General features: G+C 69.5%; 19 protein-coding genes. 9 read left to right on the top strand and 10 right to left on the bottom strand.

The window, feature by feature from the left end:
* The first annotated feature begins 9 nt into the window (after positions 1–9).
* The gene (locus tag E4M00_RS09310; RefSeq protein ID WP_167756861.1) at positions 10–378 is read left to right on the top strand and encodes an SIP domain-containing protein; all 369 of its coding nucleotides are present in this window, start codon (positions 10–12) and stop codon (positions 376–378) included.
* A 42-nt stretch (positions 379–420) separates the two neighbouring features.
* Here E4M00_RS09310 and E4M00_RS09305 read toward each other — a convergent pair whose 3' ends face one another.
* The 5 genes from E4M00_RS09305 to E4M00_RS09290 all read right to left on the bottom strand — a co-directional run bounded on the left by E4M00_RS09305 (position 421) and on the right by E4M00_RS09290 (position 3879).
* Complete coding sequence (locus E4M00_RS09305) at positions 421–915, bottom strand: SRPBCC family protein (protein ID WP_135120207.1); 495 nt, start codon at positions 913–915, stop codon at positions 421–423.
* A 5-nt stretch (positions 916–920) separates the two neighbouring features.
* Complete coding sequence (locus E4M00_RS09300; protein WP_135120206.1) at positions 921–1793, bottom strand: carbohydrate kinase family protein; 873 nt, start codon at positions 1791–1793, stop codon at positions 921–923.
* Between the two features lie 209 nt (positions 1794–2002).
* Complete coding sequence (locus tag E4M00_RS17840) at positions 2003–2167, bottom strand: hypothetical protein (RefSeq protein WP_157498010.1); 165 nt, start codon at positions 2165–2167, stop codon at positions 2003–2005.
* A gap of 30 nt (positions 2168–2197) precedes the next feature.
* Positions 2198–3133, bottom strand: a complete 936-nt coding sequence (locus tag E4M00_RS09295) for a hypothetical protein (protein ID WP_204772983.1) — start codon at positions 3131–3133, stop codon at positions 2198–2200.
* Positions 3133–3879, bottom strand: coding sequence for a hypothetical protein (locus E4M00_RS09290; RefSeq protein WP_135120205.1), 747 nt, complete (start codon positions 3877–3879; stop codon positions 3133–3135). Before E4M00_RS09290 ends, E4M00_RS09295 begins: the two co-directional genes overlap by 1 nt.
* 292 nt (positions 3880–4171) lie before the next feature.
* Here E4M00_RS09290 and E4M00_RS09285 point away from each other — a divergent pair, with 292 nt between their 5' ends.
* Positions 4172–6244, top strand: a complete 2073-nt coding sequence (locus E4M00_RS09285; RefSeq protein ID WP_135120204.1) for a glycosyl hydrolase family 28-related protein — start codon at positions 4172–4174, stop codon at positions 6242–6244.
* Positions 6245–6473: 229 nt separating this feature from the next.
* On the opposite strand, the gene E4M00_RS09280 is transcribed toward E4M00_RS09285, so the two are convergent.
* On the bottom strand, positions 6474–7298 hold the full coding sequence (locus tag E4M00_RS09280) for an aggregation-promoting factor C-terminal-like domain-containing protein (RefSeq protein ID WP_240036979.1): 825 nt from the start codon (positions 7296–7298) through the stop codon (positions 6474–6476).
* Between the two features lie 431 nt (positions 7299–7729).
* Positions 7730–8281 (bottom strand): MarR family winged helix-turn-helix transcriptional regulator, encoded by a 552-nt coding sequence (locus E4M00_RS09275; RefSeq protein WP_240036977.1) that lies wholly within the window; start codon positions 8279–8281, stop codon positions 7730–7732.
* Between the two features lie 55 nt (positions 8282–8336).
* Here E4M00_RS09275 and E4M00_RS09270 point away from each other — a divergent pair, with 55 nt between their 5' ends.
* Entirely contained in the window at positions 8337–8936 is a 600-nt protein-coding gene (locus E4M00_RS09270) for an NADPH-dependent F420 reductase (RefSeq protein WP_338033189.1), read from the top strand.
* Between the two features lie 163 nt (positions 8937–9099).
* Positions 9100–10329 carry a lipase family protein gene (locus tag E4M00_RS09265; RefSeq protein WP_204772982.1) on the top strand — a complete coding sequence of 410 codons (1230 nt, stop codon included), beginning with the start codon at positions 9100–9102 and terminating at the stop codon, positions 10327–10329.
* Positions 10330–10354: 25 nt separating this feature from the next.
* On the opposite strand, the gene E4M00_RS09260 is transcribed toward E4M00_RS09265, so the two are convergent.
* Positions 10355–10831, bottom strand: a complete 477-nt coding sequence (locus E4M00_RS09260) for a MarR family winged helix-turn-helix transcriptional regulator (RefSeq protein WP_135120202.1) — start codon at positions 10829–10831, stop codon at positions 10355–10357.
* A 146-nt stretch (positions 10832–10977) separates the two neighbouring features.
* Here E4M00_RS09260 and E4M00_RS09255 point away from each other — a divergent pair, with 146 nt between their 5' ends.
* The 5 genes from E4M00_RS09255 to E4M00_RS09235 all read left to right on the top strand — a co-directional run bounded on the left by E4M00_RS09255 (position 10978) and on the right by E4M00_RS09235 (position 16245).
* Entirely contained in the window at positions 10978–12120 is a 1143-nt protein-coding gene (locus E4M00_RS09255) for a hypothetical protein (protein WP_135120201.1), read from the top strand.
* Positions 12121–12174: 54 nt separating this feature from the next.
* Positions 12175–13008, top strand: a complete 834-nt coding sequence (locus E4M00_RS09250; protein WP_135120200.1) for a DNA/RNA non-specific endonuclease — start codon at positions 12175–12177, stop codon at positions 13006–13008.
* 82 nt (positions 13009–13090) lie between these two features.
* On the top strand, positions 13091–14215 hold the full coding sequence (locus E4M00_RS09245) for an NYN domain-containing protein (protein ID WP_135120199.1): 1125 nt from the start codon (positions 13091–13093) through the stop codon (positions 14213–14215).
* A 209-nt stretch (positions 14216–14424) separates the two neighbouring features.
* Positions 14425–15393: a hypothetical protein gene (locus tag E4M00_RS09240; RefSeq protein WP_204772981.1), complete on the top strand. Its 969-nt coding sequence runs from the start codon at positions 14425–14427 to the stop codon at positions 15391–15393.
* A 9-nt stretch (positions 15394–15402) separates the two neighbouring features.
* Positions 15403–16245, top strand: a complete 843-nt coding sequence (locus E4M00_RS09235; protein ID WP_135120197.1) for a pentapeptide repeat-containing protein — start codon at positions 15403–15405, stop codon at positions 16243–16245.
* 88 nt (positions 16246–16333) lie between these two features.
* On the opposite strand, the gene E4M00_RS09230 is transcribed toward E4M00_RS09235, so the two are convergent.
* Positions 16334–18457 (bottom strand): S9 family peptidase, encoded by a 2124-nt coding sequence (locus E4M00_RS09230; RefSeq protein WP_135120196.1) that lies wholly within the window; start codon positions 18455–18457, stop codon positions 16334–16336.
* Positions 18458–18577: 120 nt separating this feature from the next.
* Complete coding sequence (locus tag E4M00_RS09225) at positions 18578–19555, bottom strand: NAD(P)-dependent alcohol dehydrogenase (RefSeq protein ID WP_135120195.1); 978 nt, start codon at positions 19553–19555, stop codon at positions 18578–18580.
* Positions 19556–19583 lie beyond the last annotated feature (28 nt).

Raw genomic sequence — 19583 nt, 5'->3', positions numbered from 1 at the left:
GTGCATGTGATGATCGCGGGTGACACCCGCGATCTGCCGGCGATCCGCGGCCTGATCGCACGCATTCCCGATGACGCCTACGGGCAGATCTTCGTCGAGATCAGCGCGGCCATCCAGATCGAACACCTCGTCGTGCCGCCCGGCGTTGCCGTGAACTGGCTGCCCCGCGATGCCTCGGTGCGGGCGGCATCCGGCCTGCCGCCGCGGGGCGAGATGGTGCTCGCGTCGCTGCGTGGATGGATCGCCGAGTGGCTCGACCTCGATGAGCTCGATCACGCCCACTTCATGGTGTGGATCGGCTGCGGCGACGTGCCCGCGGTCGGCAGCTTCTACAGCGAGGTCGACTCGCTGTTGCATCGGCACACCCGGCAGGGCTGAGCCGGCGGCGGGGCCTGTGTCGCTCGTCAGCTCGTCAGCTGGTCAGCGCGTCGCGAGGCGCTGCGCCAGGATCAGCGCGCGACTGAGCTGCACCGAACGCGCCTGGCCGCAGGCGAAGCGCAGCAGGCCGAAGGGCGCGTGCACGGTGATGGTGTCGGTGACGCGCGCTGCGGCATCCGTCACCGCCGCGCTCGAAGCCCTGGTGTCCGATGCGGCCGGCTCGATCGTGTACCGATAACTCAGCCGCACCCCGCCGGGGCTCACGACGTTGCCACCCACGACCTGACGCCGTTCGTCGGACTCGTCGGCGGCGAGGGTCACGGCGATGAGGTTGTCGTAGTGCAGACCGAGTGCGGAGAACCGCTCGACCGCCGTGTAGCCCGTGACGCCGGGCCGCCCGTCGACCGAGTGCACCTCGCGCACGGCGACGATGAGGGGAGACAGGCCGAGGTAGCTGTGCGGATCGGCGAGATGCGCGGCCACGACGGCCGGAGCCGCGTCGACGGAGAACGAGTGCGTGAGGATTCGGCTGGGCACCGGTGTCAGGCTCCGAGCAGGGCGTCGAGCGACGGATGCAGGTGCTTGGTCGTGAGTACCGTGGCGGCGTGCGCGGCCCCGGCGCGGAGGGCGGAGTCGACGTCGGCACCGGCCAGGCTGGCGTCGAGCACGGCCGACATGAAGGCGTCGCCCGCTCCGTTCGTGTCGCGCACGACCACGGGAACGGCGGCGACCTCGTGGCGCTGCATCCCTCGGTCGGATGACGACACCGCGATCGCGCCTCGTGCTCCCAGCGTGCAGACCGCGAGGCTCGTCCCTGCGGCGACGGTCGCCTCGAGGAAGTCCCACGGGTCGCCCGGAAGGCGATCGGCGTTGAGGAAGACGGCGTCGGCGGCCTCGAGGAACGGGCGGTGGAACTCGCTGTCGCCGTCGTAGTCGTGCAGGTCGGTCCAGATCGGAACGCCGGTGGCCCGGGCCGCCGGCAGCAGGTCGCGGCTGCGCACCGAGAGGTCGAGCACGAGGACTGCCGCATCCGTCATCGCGGTCGTCAGCTCGTCGTCGGCTGTCGCGCCTGGCGAGGTGGGCGACGACAGGTAGAGCGAGACGCGCTCGCCGGAGCGGGTCATGAGGTTGACGTGGCGCTCGGTGGCGTCGGACTCGGGGGCGAGCAGACGGATGCCGCTCTCGGTGAGCACGCGACGCACCCGCACGCCGTCGGGGTCGGTGCCGAGGAGGGTGTGCAGCACCACGTCGCGGCCGAGCCCGACCAGCCCGAGCGCCTTGCCGGCCGAGGTGCCGCCGAGGGTCTCGTACTCCTCGGTGGCGAACTGCATGTGCGGAACAGGCTCCGGCAGGTGGTCGAGGTAGACCAGGCGGTTCCAGGATGCCGGTCCTGAGATGAAGACGTGCTCGGCCATGTTCGCCTCCCGATCGCGGCCGCCGATCGGCCACATCGAGAGTAGCGGGGCGAACGGATGCAAGCCGAGCACCCGTTGACCGAGCGGATGCCGCTCGGGGTGCCGCGCGCCATTTCGTGGGTGTGCGCGCCAGATCAGGTGGCGCGGAACCCCCGGAGATGGCGTGAGCCGACCCGCAGGCGCGGGCTGGGCGCGGAGAGGGCGCCGGACTAGAGGACCGGCCCGTCGCTCTCGGTGATGTTCGCGCCCTCGAAGAACGGGTCGACGCCGAGGTCCTTGTCGTTCTCCTTGCGCAGCTTCGCCTGCACCTCGGGGTCATCGGCGAAGTCGCGGTCGTCGGGGCTGGTGTTGTCGGGGATGTTGGTGTCGGTCATGGCGCCACGCTACTCCGGTCTGCGCGCGCATCACCGGGGTGCGTCGTTGCGGAACTGGAACTGCACCCTCGACGATCCGTCGAGCGGAACCACCAGCGTGGTGTCGCGATTGCTCCACTCGTCGGGCACGAGGAACATCCTGTCGTCGCCGACGATGAGCAGCCGAAGCCCCCAGTAGCGGTAGCGGAACTTCTCCTCGGCGGACTCGGGCAGCTCGAGTTCGTCGACCCCGGCCTCCGTCGCCAGGAAGAGACGCTGCTGCGTGTCGATGATGACGCTCGGCAGGCGTCCGAGGTCCCGTGCCTGTGCCTGGGCGATCCCGCGGCCCGACCATTGGGCGATGGTGGCCGTGGCCCAGAACAGAGCAGCGGCGACGGCGAGCCAGAGCAGGACGATGAGGGCCAGCCGCGGGCGCGGCCGCACCGCTGCGAGTGCGTAGGCGGCGCTGCCAGCGCCCACAGCGATCACGAGAGGCGTCACGAGCGGGTAGTAGGGCCAGCCTCCGGCGAGAGGGTAGAGCAGCAACAGCAACACCCCGACGGCCAGCACGATCAGGCCGGCCACGGCGACTCGCCGCATCCGTCGCCCGAATCCGGGGCGATCGCGGCGGCGCACGACAGCGGCGTGCACTGCGACGAGGCCGGCGCCGAGCAGGACGAACACGAGCAGGGGCACGAGGAGAGGCTGCGGGCTGCGCATCACGTAGTCCTGGGTGCCCAGCCCGATGACGTCGACGTCGACGCCGAAGTAGTCGTACTGCGCTCGCGAGGAGACGTAGCCGAAGTAGAACAGCAGGGCTCCGATGAGGGTGGCCGGAGCGATGACATTGCCGAGGAATCCGATCCAGCGCTCGAAACGTGCGCCCTCGGGTTGGTCAGGCGACGCGTCGGGTGCCGCGCCGGACGACGCGTCGGATGGTGTCGCGTCGGATGGTGTCTCGTCGGGTGGGGTCGACTGTGCCGCCATCAGTCGCCCGTGCCGGTGTCGTCGTCGGACGGGGTCTCGACGTCGGTCGGGTTCCCATCATCGGTGCCATCGTCGGTCTGGGTGCCGTCGTCGGCGGGCGTCTCGTCGTCGGTCGTCGTGTCGCCGGGTGTGGTGTCGCCGTCGGGAGTTCCGCCCTGGGGCGGGAAGTCGAGCGAGATCGCGACGTTCGGATCCGCCTGCACGCCCGCGACGAAGGCGGAGCACTCCTCGGAGTCGGGGTGGTCGCACTCGGCCGATCCGGCAAGGCTCACCCTCGGGCGGTCGGGGGCCTGGGGATCGAAGACCGCTCCGTTGGCGACGACGGCGAGCACGCAGTTCTGCGCGGTGGCGTCGAAGGTGTAGCCGAGACACGGCGGCGCGCCGCCGGCGCATCCGTCGACGACGTCGAAGATGGGTGGGATGAAGGAGGCGCCGGTCACGCTGATGGCGATGCCCTCCGGGATGCCGTCTGCATTCTGTGCGATCCAACTGACGTCGATGCATTGCCGGGCCGGATCGGCCGGATCCGGTGTCGGTACACCTCCGATCGGGAGCTGCGCCAACTCGATGGCCACGCCGTCGTCGCCCCCGTCGTCGGGAGGCGGGCCCGTCGTGGCCGTAGTCGGTTCGACGGTGGCGATCGTCGCCGACGGGGGCTCGGCATCCTGGTTGGTCGGGGCGCATCCGGCGACGACGGCGATGGTCAACGCCGCGACGGCGAGGGCACGCACTGTGCTGACGCGCATTCTGGCCTCCCGGGAGGGGATCGGCGGCCGACGCGAGACCGGCCGTGCCGGTGGCCTCCACTATCCGCCTTCCCGTGTCGCAGGGCAATGCCGTTGTGGGCTCTTGCGCGATGGCTTGCGGCGCTCGCTGCAAGCGCATACGTGCGATCGCGCAAGAACTCACCAGACAGGTGACATTTCCTCACAAACTCTTGTATGTCGGATGCCGCACTCGTAGGGTCGGCCTCATGACCGCGTGCCACCAGCACGCCGGTGCCCACCGCAGCGCACCACTTCTAGAGACGAGTCGACGATGACACGGAACGGATCAACCTCAGCGAGCACGGCCGCAGGACGGCCGCCGGGGCGGGTGGCGGTCTCGATGATCGTCGCGCTCATGACGACGGCGGCACTGACGGTGGCCGGCGCAGGGTCGGCGACGGCGGCTGTCGGCGGAGCGGCATCCGCCCCGCCGCCCGTCGTCACTCGTGCGGCGCTCGATCCGTCCCTGGTCGCCGGCCGGGGCGCCGCCGTCGCCTTCAGCGAGCAGGAGGCGGAGAACGCCACCACCACGGGGTCGCTCGTGGCGGCCGATCGCACCGCCTACACTCTGGCAGCCGAGGCGTCGGGCCGCAGCGCGGTGTCCTTGACGCCGGGCCAGTACGTGGAGTTCACGCTGCCGAAGGCCGCGAATGCCATCACCGTGCGCTACAGCCTCCCCGACTCGGCCACCGGCGGTGGCATCACGGCACCGCTCGCCGTCACGGTGAACGGCGGCGCCAAACGCACCATGACGCTCACCTCGCAGTACTCCTGGCTGTACAACCAGTACCCGTTCACGAACGACCCGCAGGCGGGTCTGCTGCATCCCGACTGGTGGATCACCGAGTGCGCCTGCGTTCCATCGGCGACGACGCCGACGCCGACCATCTCCACGCCCTTCCGTCCCATGCACTTCTTCGACGAGCAGCGGCTGCTCCTCGGCAAGACCTGGAAGGCGGGTGACGTCGTGCGGCTCACGGCGCCCGCTGGGAGTGCGGCATCCGTCACCGTGATCGACCTGCTCGACAGCGAGAAGGTCGGCCTTCCGCACGTGCGACTCGTGGCGGCCAATGTGCTGCTGTTCGGCGCAGACCCTCTCGGCAAGAAGGACTCGGCGGCGGCCTTCGACAAGGCCATCGCGTTCGCGAAGAAGCACCGGCTGAAGGTCTACGTGCCGCCGGGGGTCTACCAGGTGAACCGCCACATCATCGTCGACGACGTGACCATCGAGGGCGCCGGCAACTGGTACACGACGATCCGCGGAAAGGAGGTGGCGTTGTCGACGCCGACGCCCGACGGATCGGTGCACACCGGGGTCGGCTTCTACGGGAAGGATGCCTCGGTCGGAGGCAGCCGCAACGTGCACCTGTCGGGCTTCGCCATCCAGGGCGACGTGCGCGAGCGCATCGACACCGACCAGGTGAACGGCATCGGCGGCGCGCTCAGCGATTCGTCGATCGATGGCCTGTACATCCAGCACACCAAGGTGGGCATCTGGCTCGACGGTCCGATGAACAACGTGTCGATCACCGACAACGTGATCGTCGACCAGATCGCCGATGGACTGAACTTCCACACCGGCGTCACGAACTCGACCGTCGCGAACAACTTCGTGCGCAACACCGGCGACGACGGCCTGGCGATGTGGTCGGAGAAGGTGGGCAACGCCGGCAACACCTTCGACCACAACACCGTGCAAACACCGACTCTCGCCAACGGCATCGCCATCTACGGCGGAACCGACAACACGGTGTCGAACAACCTGATCGCCGATCCGATCCGCGAGGGCAGCGCCATCCAGATCGGGTCGCGGTTCGGGGCCGAGGCGTTCACGGGTCACCTGTGGATCACCGACAACACCACGGTGCGCGCGGGCACGTACGAGCTCAACTGGAACATCGGGCTCGGCGCCATCTGGATCTACGCGTTGGAGAAAAACATCGACGCCGACATCCAGGTGGTGGGCGATCACTTCCTCGACAACACCTACAACGCGATCATGGTCGTGGCCGACTGGCCGGTGAAGGACCTCTACTCGGTCACGAACCTGCACTTCGCCGATATCAGGGTCGACGGCACCGGAACCTCCGTGCTGAGTGCCCGGGCGATGGGGTCGGCGACGTTCGAGAACGTCGACGCCCGCAACGTCGGGGCGGTGGGCGTGAACAACTGCGGTTCGTTCAACTTCACGCCGGCGGGGTCGGAGTTCTCGCTCGTCGACCTGGGCGGCAATGACGGCGGCGGCACGACGGGTCCGTGGCTGGCGCCGTGGGAGCTGCCCAACACGATCACCTGCGACGACCGCCCGCCCGTGGTGGTGCCGCCGGCGCCGTCGGCCTGGTGAGGGGTTCGCGTCGCTAGCAGGCACAGGGAGTGACGTTTACAGGATCAGGACGCGGATGCTGCCCGCACAGGCCTCATCGGGGTGCTGATCCTGTGACGTGAGCGTGGTCCAGCCTCGTCTGGCGGCGGGACAACAGGCCGCACAGACGAGAACAGGCCCGATCAGCCTGTTCCCGGAGGAATCGGTCGATCGGGCCTGTTCTCAGGCAGTGGAACTGCTCGGCGCTGGATCAGTACCAGCCCTGCGCCTCCGAGGTGTCCCAGGCGGCGCACGGCGATCCGTAGCGACCGGCGATGTAGCCGAGTCCCCAACTGATCTGCGTGGCGGGGTTGGTGGCCCAATCGGCGCCGGCCGAGGCCATCTTGCTGGCGGGGAGGGCCTGCGGGATGCCGCCGGCACCGCTCGACGCGTTGTAGGCGTTGGCGTTCCAGCCCGATTCCTTGTCCCACAGGGGAACGAGGCATCCGAACTGGTCGTCGCCCCAGCCGTACTGCGACGCCATCATGTCGCGGGCGATGGCCTGGGCCTCGCTCGGGTTCGACGGGGCCGACGGACGCGATCCGCTCGAGGCGGTCTCGGTCGACGCGCTGGCTTCGGCGGCTGCGGCTTCGGCGGCTGCGGCCTCCGCAGCGGCGGCGGCCTCTGCAGCCGCCTTCTCTGCGGCGATGCGGTTCACCTCGGCGGTGGCGGCAGCGACGTTGTGAGCCTCGGCAGAGATGTCGTCGACCAGCTCGAACACCCGCTGGGGAGCGAGCAGTTCGTAGTGGCCGAGGGCGGCGACCTGCGTCGACAGGGTGCTGGCGTCGGTCTTGTCCTTCGCGGCAGCGACGATGGCCTTGGCGTTCGCGAGGGTCACGGTGGCCGACTTCGTGGCCTGGGCTTCGAGGATGCCACCGTGCGTGCCGAGCTGCTCGGAGTGCAGTCCGGTGCTCTGGGCGAAGGCGGCGGTGGCGACGTTGCGCTCATTCTGAGCTGTCACGGCCGACTGCAGCACGAAGCCGGTTCCGACCATGCTTCCGACGGCGACGATGGCGCCGGCGGTGAGGATGGGCACACGGCCGCGGTGCCAGATGGAGGTTCGAGCGGAGGCGTTGTGCGCCCCTGACTTCGAGGCGGACGTACGGGTTTTCATTGAGGAGAACAGGTTGCGTATGACTTTCACTCGGCGGTTCGCGCGGCACATCGGCTGGCGCGGGCCTGAATCTTTCGTTCCTCGGGCGGGGGCGCCCGGGCGAAGTCGACAGTCTGCACACGCACTCTGGACGAAACCTCATGTTGTCCTGTGAATGTCATCCGAGTCCGGATGTCGCCACAACGGCGTCTGCTACCCGTGCATCCCCGGAATGGCGGGGCAGGCGAGGGTGCCGCAGGGAGTTTCAGCGGCGGCCGAAAACATGCCCGAATCGCAGGAATTCTCAGAAACAGGCCGATTCGGCCTGTTCTCGTGCAAGGGGCCTGTTCCAGCGTCGTCATCGCGGCTGTCGGCTACGCCGCGGGGGACGCCGGGGCGACGGATGCGGGCTCCCCGGCCAGCGCCGGGCGGCAGGCCGTCGCGGTCATCCGTCCCTCGGGGTCGAGGCGCTCGAGCAGGGCGCCGCCGATGGCGTAGAGCTGCTCGAGTTGCTCGGGGGAGAGCGCGTCGATGACCAGCGCGCGCACGGCCTCGATGTGACCGGGGCCGGCCTCGGCGAACAGGGCGAGGCCGGCATCCGTCAGCCGCGCGTTCGTCGCCCGTCGATCCTCGGGGCACGGGAAGCGCTCGACGAGGGAGCGTTCCTCGAGGCGCCGCACGACATGGGAGAGACGGGGCAGGGTGGCGTTGGTCTGCGAGGCCAGCCTGGTCATGCGCGAGGTGAGGTTGGGGGAGTCGGCCAGCACCATGAGCACCCGGTATTCGAAGTGGGTGAGACGGGCGTCGCGCAGCAGCTGCGCGTCGAGGGCACCGGGCAGCAACTCGGTGACCGCGATCAGTCGCACCCAGGCGGCCTCTTCGGCTGTCGTCATGCCGGTGGTGTCGAGGTCGCGGGCGTCGGTCATGCCATCATTCTACGCGATTGGTTGAAGGAACAACTAAGTAGCGTACGGTCTTTACTTGTTGGAACAACTTAATGGAGGAGACACCCTGACCTCGGTCAGCATCATCGGAAACGGCACCATGGGCACGGCGATCGGCGCACTCGCGGCCGAGGGTGGCCACACCGTGGAGTTCATCGACCGCCAGTCCACCGCGATCGCGGGTGACATCGTCGTGCTCGCCGTTCCGTACCCGTCGGTCGCCGGCATCATCGCCGACCATGGAGCTGCGCTCGCCGGCAAGGTCGTGGTCGACATCACCAACCCGCTCGACTTCGCCACCTTCGACGGCCTGGTCGTTCCGGCCGATGGATCAGCGGCATCCGTCATCGCCGAAGCCCTTCCCGCGTCGACCGTGCTGAAGGCCTTCAACACCAACTTCGCGGCCACGCTCGCGGCGAAGTCGGTCGGCGGTTCTCCGGTGACGGTGCTCATCGCCGGCGACGACGACGCGGCCAAGCGCCTGCTGTCGTCGGTGCTCGCGGGTGCCGGAGTCAGCGCCGTCGACGCGGGCTCGCTCAAGCGTGCTCGCGAGCTCGAGGCCCTCGGCTTCCTGCAGCTCACCCTGGCTGCGCAGGAGAAGATCAGCTGGACGGGCGGCTTCGCGCTCGTCAAGTAGAACCCCGCGCAGCGCGTCCAGCGCTGACACAGGCCGGATCGGCCGGTTCTCCCGAGAACAGGCTGATCCGGCCTGTTCCGATTGATGCGGCCTGTTGTCGGGCGGGCGGATGCCGCTCTCGCCGGTACGCCCGCGGAGGCGGCCGCCACGGTACAGTGCGGGGGTGGTCGAGGCATCCGATGGCACGCGGTCCCGTCGCCGGCGGCGGCGGTGGGTCGTCACCGTGCTCGCCGCCCTCGTCGCCACGGTCATCGCCGTCTTCACCTTCACAGTCGACCGCCGCGTCGACGCGGGTCTCATCGAGGAGTGGCAGGCGCCGGCGTTCTACGGGACCACCGGCTCCGAGGGGTCCGCTCCTCCCGGAACCCTCGTGCGCTCCGAGCGCCTGCTCAGTGCGCCGACGGGCTCGGAGGCGTGGCGGATCCTCTATCACTCGACGGATGCGCTGGGTCACGACATCCTCACCTCCGGCGTGGTCGTCGCCCCGGTCGGGGCCGCGCCGCCCGAGGGCCGCACGATCGTCTCGTGGGGGCATCCGACGACGGGTGCTGCCCAGCGCTGCGCGCCCTCCGTCGGCGTCGATCCCTTCCTCCTCATCGAGGGCCTGGGCGATTTCATCGACGCGGGCTACGTCGTGGTCGCCGCCGACTACTCCGGCATGGGCGCAGCCGGGCCCGACTCCTATCTCATCGGCGCGACCGAGGGTGGCAACCTGCTCGACGCTGCCCGAGTGGCGCGAACGCTGCCCACCGGCGCGAGCGATCGGCTCGTGCTCTGGGGTCACTCGCAGGGCGGGCACGCCGCCCTGTTCGCAGGTCAGATGGCGGCGGAGTACGCTCCGGAGCTCGTCCTCGAGGCTGTCGCCGTAGCGGCCCCGGCCACAGACCTCGGCTCGCTCATGAACGCCGACATCGGCACGGTCTCGGGTGTGACGATTTCTGCCTACGCATTCGCGGCCTTCAGCTCGGTCTACGGGCCGTCGACTCCGGATGCGCAGCTGACCGACATCCTCACCCCGGATGGCGCCGCAGCGGTTCCCGCCATGGCGAAGCTCTGCCTGTTCGGCCAGAACAAGCAGTTGCACGCCATCGCGACCCCGCTGATCGGGAAGTACCTCACCGCCGATCCGGCCACCACCGAACCGTGGAAGACCATGCTCGCCGAGAACACTCCGGGCGCCGCGGCCCTGCCCGTCCCTCTGTTCGTGGCGCAGGGACTCACGGATACCCTCGTGCACCCCGACCTCACGAGCGACTTCGTGCAGCGGGCGCGTGCACTCGGCGTCGACGTAGTCTACGACGAGATCGCCGACACCGGGCACGGCGAGGTGGCACTGCGAGCTGTTCCGAAGGTGCTGCCGTGGCTCGCGTCCGTGGGCGGCGGACCGCGGTGACAGCGGTCGGCCCCGGCGCCGGCGGTCAGGTGCCGCTGTTGTAACGCGCGAGCAGTGCGGCGAAGGTCTCGAGGTCGCTCGCATCCCAGTGCGCGAGGCGCTCGGTGAGGGCGGCGAGGAGCTCGGCCGACGATTCCGCCTGCAGGATGCGGCCGCTCGCGGTGAGCTCGATCGCCTGGCCCCGTGACGCCTGGGCGCCAGGGCCGGGGTCGGCGGCATCCGGAGCGAACTGCACCAGACCCAGCTCGAACAGGATCTTGAGCTGCCGCGACACCGTCGACTTGTGCAGCTGGAAGTGACCGGCGATGTCGACGCCGCGAGCTCCGGGGTTGGCCTCGATGTAGTTGAGCAGCGACTGGTCGACGAGCGAGAGCGACGGATGCGTGCGCCTGGCGCGGGCGGATCCCCGACGGGTGGCGGTGGTCAGCTCATCGCGGATGCGGGCGATGGCCGGGCTCGCATCGCCGCTCGACGTCGCGCCCGGTGCTGCTTCTGTCGCCATGTCCTCAATCTATCGCGAGAGCGGCAATTTGAGTTGCGCAATACAACCTTGTACGTTGCAAATACCAACTTTGTGGGAGCGGCGTCGACGCGTGCGCACCCGAACCTCCCCTTTCCCCTCCCTCTCTTCTCTCGAACGGTTCCTTCATGTCTGCCCACCGCACTCCCGGCTCCTCGCCGCTCGCCCTCGCCGCGGGCTCCTCGGCATCGACGGCGTCGATCTCGTCGTCGCATCCGTCGCCCGCTCCGACGGCCCGGCGACTCGGTGTTCCGTCCGGAGCCTTCTGGAAGTCGCTGGTCGCGCACCTCGCCATTCCCCTGTTCCTCGCGACCGGCATGGCACTGGCCTACCTCGGCGCCTTCCACGAGCCCGTGCCGCATGACCTGAATGTCGCCGTCGTCGGCGACTCGGCCGAGTCGATGGTGTTCGCACAGACCCTCGACGACCAGGCCGACGGCAGGCTGCACGTCGAGACGACGCCCACTCACGCGTCGGCGGAGAAGCTGGTGCGCAGCGGCGAGGTCGTGGCCGCCTACGAGGCCACGCCGACGGAGGCCACGCTCGTGGTCGCGAGTGCGGCATCCGAGACGACGGCGTCGGCGGCGCAGAAGATCTTCCTGCCCATCGCCTACAGCCAGCACCTGCCCTTCTCCATCGACGACGTCGCGCCGGTCGGCGAACACGACACCACGGGCCAGGGCCTGTTCTTCCTCATGGTGGCCCTGAGCGTCGGCGCCTACGCGAGTGCCATCGCCGTCGCCGCCGTCACGGCGCGCCTCGGAGTCGCGTGGCGCATGGGGGTCGGGGCGCTCGTGGCCGCAGTGGTCTCCGCGATCGGCGTCGTCGTCGCCGGACCGATCTACCAGATGATCCCGAACGGCGTGTGGGGCATCTGGCTGGTGTCGTGGCTCTACGTCTTCGGCATCATCATGATCGGCGTCGGGCTGCATCCGATCCTCGGCAAGTGGACGACCCCCGCCCTCACGATGCTGTTCGTGATGCTGAACTTCACCAGCAGCGGCGGAATCTTCGCGGCACCCTTCGAGCCGGCCTTCTTCGCGGGACTGAACATCTTCTGGAACGGCGCCGCCTTCATCGACGCCGTGCAGGCCCTGGCCTACTTCCCGGGCAGGCAGTTCGGCTTCGACGGACTGCGTCTCGCACTCTGGGCGACAGCGGGTCTGCTGCTCATCGTGGTCGTGCACGGCTGGAGCGTGCGTCGCACCCGCATCGCCGATGACGCGCTCGCCGTGACGCGCGAGGAGGAGGAGCAGGTGATCGCCGCGTAGCGACCTGCAGTTCCCGCCCTTGTGGCTGTCGGCGGTCCGTGGTCGGCTGGGGACATGGGCTTCGATCCGAACTTCCTCGCTGTTCCCGTTCCGTTCCCGGCTCCGGCCGCCGTCGAGTCGGAGACCGCCGCATCCGTCGAGGCCGAGTCGGCCCTGCTCGACTACGTGCACTTCACGGTCGACCTCGACCGGGAGCGCCGACTCGCCCGAGCGACGGGTGTGAACATCGACGGATCAGCCATCGTCGACGTTCCACGCGGCGACGACTGGCGATTCGACGAGCGCATCCCGGCCGAGTGGCAGACCGGCCCGGCGGTCTATGCGAACAACGATCTCGACCGCGGTCACCTAGTGCGTCGTCGTGATCCGGTCTGGGGGCCGGACGCCGAGACGGCCGAGTCCGACACCTTCCACTTCACGAATGCGGCCCCGCAGGCCGCGCCGTTCAACCAGGGCAAGGAGCTGTGGCTGGGGCTCGAGGACCACGTCTTCGCGTTCGCGAGCGTCAACGAGCTGAAGCTCAGCGTGTTCACGGCGCCGGTGCTGGGGCCCGACGATCCGCCGTATCGCGGCATCCGCATTCCGTTGCGGTTCTGGAAGGTGGTGGCCTGGGTGTCGACGACGGATGCCGCCCTCGAGCTCTGCGCCGCCGGCTTCATCCTCGACCAGTCGGCGCTGGTGCGCGACCACGAGGTCGAGCGCATGCTGCGCGTCGCCGGGGAGCCTCCGCTGCTCGGGCCGTACCGCACCTTCCAGGTGCCGATCGCCGACATCGCGGCGGCCACGGGGCTGGAGCTCGACGAGCTGATCGCGGCCGACCGGATGCCGCAGCCCGTCGCAGCGGCAGGCTGGCGCGAGCTTGCGGAGCCGGGCGACATCCTGCTGTAGGCGACCCCTCAGCGGGCGGAGGAGGAGCGGTCCGGCACCCCCGCGGAAGCAGGACGCCGCGATACCGAGGATGATGGGGTACATGGCCGAACCCCAGACCCCCCGCGTCGCCGTCTACATCGACTTCGACAACATCGTCATCTCGCGCTACAACCAGATGTTCGGCAAGGCCGCCTTCACCCGCGACCGCGCCCGCACCCACGAGGTGGTCTCCGGTGGAACCGACGAGGTCTCCGGCCGCCTGCAGCAGGCCAAGGTCGACGTCGGCGCCGTCATCGACTACGCGTCCTCCTTCGGCTCCATCGTGGTCAGCCGCGCCTATGCAGACTGGTCGCAGCGCGTGAACGCGGCGTACCAGAAGCAGCTCATCGATCGTGCGATCGACCTCACCCAGATGTTCACGACAACGCTCGCCGGCAAGAACGGTGCCGACATCCGTCTCGCCGTCGACGTGGTCGAAGACCTGTTCCGCCTGCCCGACGTGACCCACGTGGTGATCGTGGCCGGCGACTCCGACTACATCGCCCTCGCGCAGCGCGCCCGCCGTCTCGGCCGGCACGTCATCGGAATCGGCGTCGCCGGCGCCACCAGCCGTGCCCTCATGGCCGCCTGCGACGAGTTCTCGGACTACGACGACCTGCCCGGCATCGAGCGCTGGGTCGCCCCGCCTCGCGTGGCCGCCGCCCCTGCTGCCGCTGCTCAGGCAGAGGCTCCGGCTGAGACTTCGGCGACGGATGCCGCGCCGGCCGCTCCCCCCACGAAGGCGAAGGCCGGGTCCCGTCGGGCGAAGTCGACGGATGCCGCAGCCAAGGCCGAGCCCGCTGCATCCGGTGCAGCATCCGCAGCCCCCGAGAGCGGACCGAAGCGCAAGCCCACGACGATCCCCGAGTTCTCGCACCCGCTCGAGCCGCTCGACTCGGCGCTGGACGAGGACCTCGAGGAGGCGCCCGTCGACCCGGCCACGACGCAGAAGGCGGCGACCGACCTGCTCGTGCGCGCGCTGCGCCTGGTGCACACGCGGTCGAACGACGAGGAGTGGGCGTTCACCTCGGAGGTGAAGAACCAGATGATCCGCATGGATCCCGCGTTCAAGGAGAAGCCCCTGGGCTTCAAGTCGTTCTCCGACTTCATCGCCTCGCGCTCGGACGTGGTCGAGGTCAACGAGAAGGCCGCGCCGAACACCCGTCGCCTGCGCCTGAAGGCCTGACCGGCCTCACCGGCGTCGCATCCGTTCGGCGGAGCATTCACCCTCCGCCCAGTCTCGCAAAAGCCTGACCCGAGGCCGATTCTCGTCCCCGGCGGCGGGTGCCGCAAGCCCTTGTGTCGCCGCCTGCCTGCGTTGTTGGCTGGGGACGGGCATTCAGCGAAGGGGGGTGGCTCGGAGTGCGCGTAGTCGCGTTCATCGTGTCGATTCTGGTGGCGACCGCTGCCTTGCTGGGCGGCGTGGTGCTCATCGTCAGGGCGACTCCGGATGCCGACCCCTGGGTCGGACCGCTCGCGACGTTCGCACTGACGGTCCTGGTCTACGGTCCTCTGCTCCTCGGTTCGCTGAACGCCTACTGGGACGTGCGACGCACCGAGGAGAGTCGGCGCTACTACCGATGGTGGTTCTGGATTGTCGTCGGTCTCGACGTTCTGGCGGCCGTTTCCATCGTCGTGTTCTCCGTCGCCGCCGCGTCTCCGGTCTGGGTGCCCGTCGTCATTCTCGGGGGTGCTGCCCTGCTGCTGACCCTCGCTGTGGTCGTCGGCCGTCGGCTGGGTGCGCGCGACGAGCGACGTCCCCGCGGCGACCAACTGCTGAGCGTGATCGATGACGCGCAGATCCGTCGCAGGATCCTCATCGTCGCGCTCACCTTCGTCATCGCCATGGCCGCAGGACTGGTGGTCACGACACTGCTCGCGCTCGCCGAATCCACATCCGAGTCGCCCGGTCGGTTGGTGCTGTTCGCTCTGCAGTTCGCGTTCCTCGCGGCGACGTTCGCCGCCATCATCGTGGCGCGCCCGCTCACCCTCGCGCTGCGCGAGAGCGCTGGGCGCGATCTCGGCCTCGTGCGCAAGCTGGCCCGCGTGGTGCTGCGCGGACAGGACATCGCGCTCGCTCCCGACGAGCGCGTGGCGGCCGTGCGGTACGCCGTAGTGGCGCGCACGGCGCTCGGGTTCCAGCTCGGCTACAGCACTCTGCTCTACGTCGCGCTGCTGCTGCAATACCTCGGAGTGCTCATCGACGGCCAACCGCCGCTCTTCTACACCGTGCTGGCGTTGGCGCTCGTGGTCGTCCTCGTCGTCTGCTACCCGATCTTCATCGTCCGCATTCGTCGGGCCGCCCGCTACGCCCAGGAGCACGCTGCCCTGCTCGACGCTGACGGTGAACTGCAGCCGTCCTAGGCTGAACGCGTGCCCGACCTTCTCCCGCTGACCGATCGAAGCGCGCTCCGCGCCGACTGCGCGAACTGCTTCGCGCTGTGCTGCGTGGCGCTCAACTTCGTGGCATCCGCCGATTTCGCGATCGACAAGAGCGCCGGCGACCCGTGCCCGAACCTTCAGGACGACTACCGCTGCGGCGTGCACTCCGAGCTGCGCGAGATCGGCTTCCGGGGGTGCACCGTCTACGACTGCTTCGGCGCGGGCCAGCACATCTCGCAGCAGACGTTCGACGGGCGCAGCTGGCGTGCGGACCGATCGACCGCGTCGGCGATGTTCGCCTCGTTCGGCGTGATGAAGGAGCTGCACGAGCTGCTCTGGTACCTGGTCGAGGCGAGGGACCGCGTGGCCGGGTCCGGCATCCGTTCCTCCGTCGACGCCCTGCTCGCCGAGACCGAGGCTCTGACGCTCGGGACTCCGGATGCCCTCCTCGCCCTCGACGTGAACGAGCACTGGGCTCGCGTTAACGCCGTTCTGGTGCAGGTGAGCGAATCGGTGCGGGCGGATGCGCTGGCCGACCGGGATCCGCATCCGCGAGCCGGACGCGGCGCCGACCTCATGGGCGCGAAGCTGCGCAGGGCCGACCTCCGCGGGGCGAACCTGCGGGGTGCCTACCTGATCGCGGCCGACCTGCGCGGTGCCGATCTCGGTGGTGCCGACCTGATCGGCGCCGACCTGCGGGACGCCGACCTCGGCGGGGCCGATCTATCGTCGGCACTGTTCCTCACCGGGCCGCAGGTGGCGTCGGCGCGAGGCGACGCGTCGACGCGGCTGCCGGCCGGGCTGGAGCACCCGCGGCACTGGGCCGTCCTTTGATCGACTAGCGCCCGAGCGCAGGGCTCCCCGAAGAGCGCTTCGACCGCGAACTTCGTTCGGGCCTCAGCGAGCGAGCGAGAGGAGCGGCCTACTCCCCGCTCGGGTGCGCTCCCGCGGCGTCGATCACCCAGGCGTAGGCGAACGCGCGCTCACGCCAGGCGCTGTAGCGACCCGAGACGCCGCCGTGGCCGGCCGCCATCTCGACCTTGAGCAGCGCGTCCGCCCCGACCTCGCGGAGGCGAGCCACCCACTTGGCCGGCTCCACGTACAGGACGCGGGTGTCGTTGAGACTGGTGACGGCGAGGATGCGCGGGTAGTGCACCTGGTGCACGTTCTCGACCGGGGAGTACGACTTCATGTAGTGGTACACCTCCTCGTCGTCGAGCGGGTTGCCCCACTCGTCCCACTCGATGACCGTGAGCGGCAACGAGGGATCGAGGATAGACGTCAGCGGATCGACGAAGGGCACCTCGGCGAGGATGCCGGAGAAGTACTTCGGCGCGATGTTCGCCACGGCGCCCATGAGCAGCCCGCCCGCGCTGCCACCCTGGGCGACGAGCTGGGACGGCGAGGTGTAGCCCGCCTCGATGAGGTGCTTCGCCGCATCGACGAAGTCGGTGAAGGTGTTGCGCTTGTGCAGCTTCTTGCCGTGCTCGTACCAGAGCCGGCCCATCTCGCCTCCGCCGCGCACGTGGGCGACGGCGAAGATCATGCCGCGGTCGAGCAGGCTGAGCCGGGGGATGCCGAATCCGGGGTCGATCGAGTGCTCGTAGGAGCCGTAGCCGTACAAGAGGGTGGGGGCGGGTTCGCCCGGGGTAACCAGATCGCGGCGGTACACGAGCGAGATCGGGATGCGGGTGCCGTCAGCCGCCGTCGCCCACTCGCGGCGCTGCTCGAACAGGCTCGCGTCGTAGTGCCCCAGCACGGGCTGCTGCTTGAGCAGTCGGCGCTCGCCGGTGGCCACGACGTAGTCGTAGACGGTCGACGGCGTCACGAAGCTGGTGTAGCCGAGCCGCAGCGTCGGCTGGTTCCACTCGGGGTTCGACCCCGTTCCGACGGCGAACAGCGGCTCGTCCCAGCCGAGCTCGTGCAGGGCGTCGTCGTGCGTCGCGTCGGGGATGCGCGCCACGGCCACCCGGGGCAGCCCGTCGCGGCGGTACTCCACCGACACGAAGTCGCGGAAGGCATCGACGCTCTCCAGCCTCACGGCCGGATCGTGGGGGAGCAGCATCCGCCGTTCGCCCTGGGGGTCGGATGCCGCGACGCTGACGAGCTCGAAGTTCACCGCGCCGTCGTTGTGCACGATGAGCAGCCTGTCGTGGCCGTTCACGATCGCGTGCTCGACGTCGTACTCGACGCCGTCGACCCGGGGCCAGACCACGGAGAACTCGCCCGTCGGGTCGGACGCCGGCAGCAGGTGGATCTCGGTGGTCACGTTCGACCCGGCCTCGATCACGAGGTACTGGCGGCTGCGGGTCAGGCCGACGCCGATCCAGAAGCGCTCGTCGGGCTCGTGGAACACCGAGACGTCGGCCGACTGCGGCGTTCCGATCTCGTGCCGCCAGATGGTGTCGGGGCGCCAGGCGTCGTCGACCGTCGCGTAGAAGAGGTATCGGCCGCTCGGGTCGAAGAGGGCGCCCGACGACGTGTTCGGGATGACGTCGCCGAACTCGTCGCCCGCCGCATCCGGAGCCAGGGATCGCAGCCGGATCGTGTAGCGCTCGTCGCCCTCGAGGTCGGTCGCGTAGAGCAGGGTGCTGCCGTCAGTCGACACGTCGAAGCTGCCCAGCGAGTAGAACTCCTGCTCTGCGGCCTCCGCGTTGTCGTCGAGCAGGATCTGCTCTCCGGGGAGAACGGATGCATCCCCTTCGAGCACGGGCGGAGTCCAGTCGGCGGGCGAGCTGATCGGGGCGCGGCAGTGGATGCCGTACTGGCTGCCCTCGACCGTGCGGGTGTAGTACCACCATTCGCCCTCGCGGCGCGGAACGCTGAGGTCGGTCTCCTGGGTGCGGTTCTTGATCTCCTCGAAGATCTGCTCCTGCAGCAGGCCCAGCTTCTCGGTGCGCGCCTTCGTGTAGGCGTTCTCCTCGTGCAGGTGCGCGAGGACCGCGGGATCCTCCTTGGCACGCAGCCATTCGTAGTCGTCGACCACGGTGTCGCCGTGATGGGTTCGTTCTGTGGGCTGCTTCGGAGTGACCGGGGGAGTGAGCACGATCTCAGCGTACCCGGCGGTGGTGGACTCGCCTCGGGAGCGGCGTGGGGATGCGCTTCGCGGGTCGCTCCGCGCGGCCCTCACGACCGGGTCGGGCCGTCGGGATCCGCAGCGACACCCTCAATGAATGCTGATCACCAGCTTGCCGCGCGCGTGGTCCTCGCCGAAGTGGCGCAAGGCCTCCGGCACCTCGTCCAGGGTGTAGCTCCGCTCGATCACGGGGGTGAGCTTTCCGGCATCGGCGAGTGCCGCCACATCGTCGAGGCGCTCGGGGGTCGTCTTCGCGGCGAGGACGCGCAGCCGCTGCGACACGAAGGGAGACATGAGCCCGGCAGCCGCCATCGCCTGGAGGGGTCCGACCCAGCGGCCGCCCTGGCCCGTCGAGAGCACGAGGGTGCCGCGAGGCGTGAGCACTCGACGCAGCGCTCGGAGGCGATGACTGCCGGCCAGATCGAGGATGACGTCGTAGCGGCCAGGCCCTCGGGTAAAGTCGTCCACCGCGTAGTCGATGACGTGGTCGGCGCCGAGCGTGCGCAGTTGGTCGAGGTTGCGGCTGCTGCACACTCCGGTCACCTCGGCGCCGAGCATCTTCGCGACCTGCACGGCGTACGTGCCGACGCCACCGGATGCCCCGTTGACGAGCACCGACTGGCCGGGTGTCACGCCGCCGCTGTCGCGGATGCCCTGCAGTGCGGTGCCTGCGGCGATGGGCAGGGCAGCAGCCTGGGCGAAGGTGAGCGTTCGCGGCTTCAGGCTGATGGTCGACTCGGGGGTGGTGGCGTACTCCGCATAGCTCCCGGTCACGATCTCTCCGAAGATCTCGTCGCCCGGTCGGAAGCGCGAGACGCGCGGGCCGACGTGCTCGACGGTTCCCGCGACGTCACGGCCGCGCACGGCCGCCCGCGGGGTGCGCATGCCCGCGGCGAGGCGGATCATGCCGGGCACTCCTGTGACGAAGGCCCAGTCGCCGAAGTTGACGGATGCCGCGTGCACGCGGATCACCACCTCGTCGTCGACGGGGTCGCGCGGCCGGTCGACTTCGGCGATGCGCAGCACGGCGGCCGGCGAGCCGTACCCCTTCTGGACGACGGCTCTCACGATTCCGGTCCCTCAGGGGGCACGACGA

This window comes from Orlajensenia leifsoniae, from assembly GCF_004570845.1.
Taxonomy (GTDB): domain Bacteria; phylum Actinomycetota; class Actinomycetes; order Actinomycetales; family Microbacteriaceae; genus Orlajensenia; species Orlajensenia leifsoniae.
The sequence above is the reverse complement of the archived record's forward strand: the minus strand, read 5'-3'. Positions and strand labels throughout refer to the sequence as shown.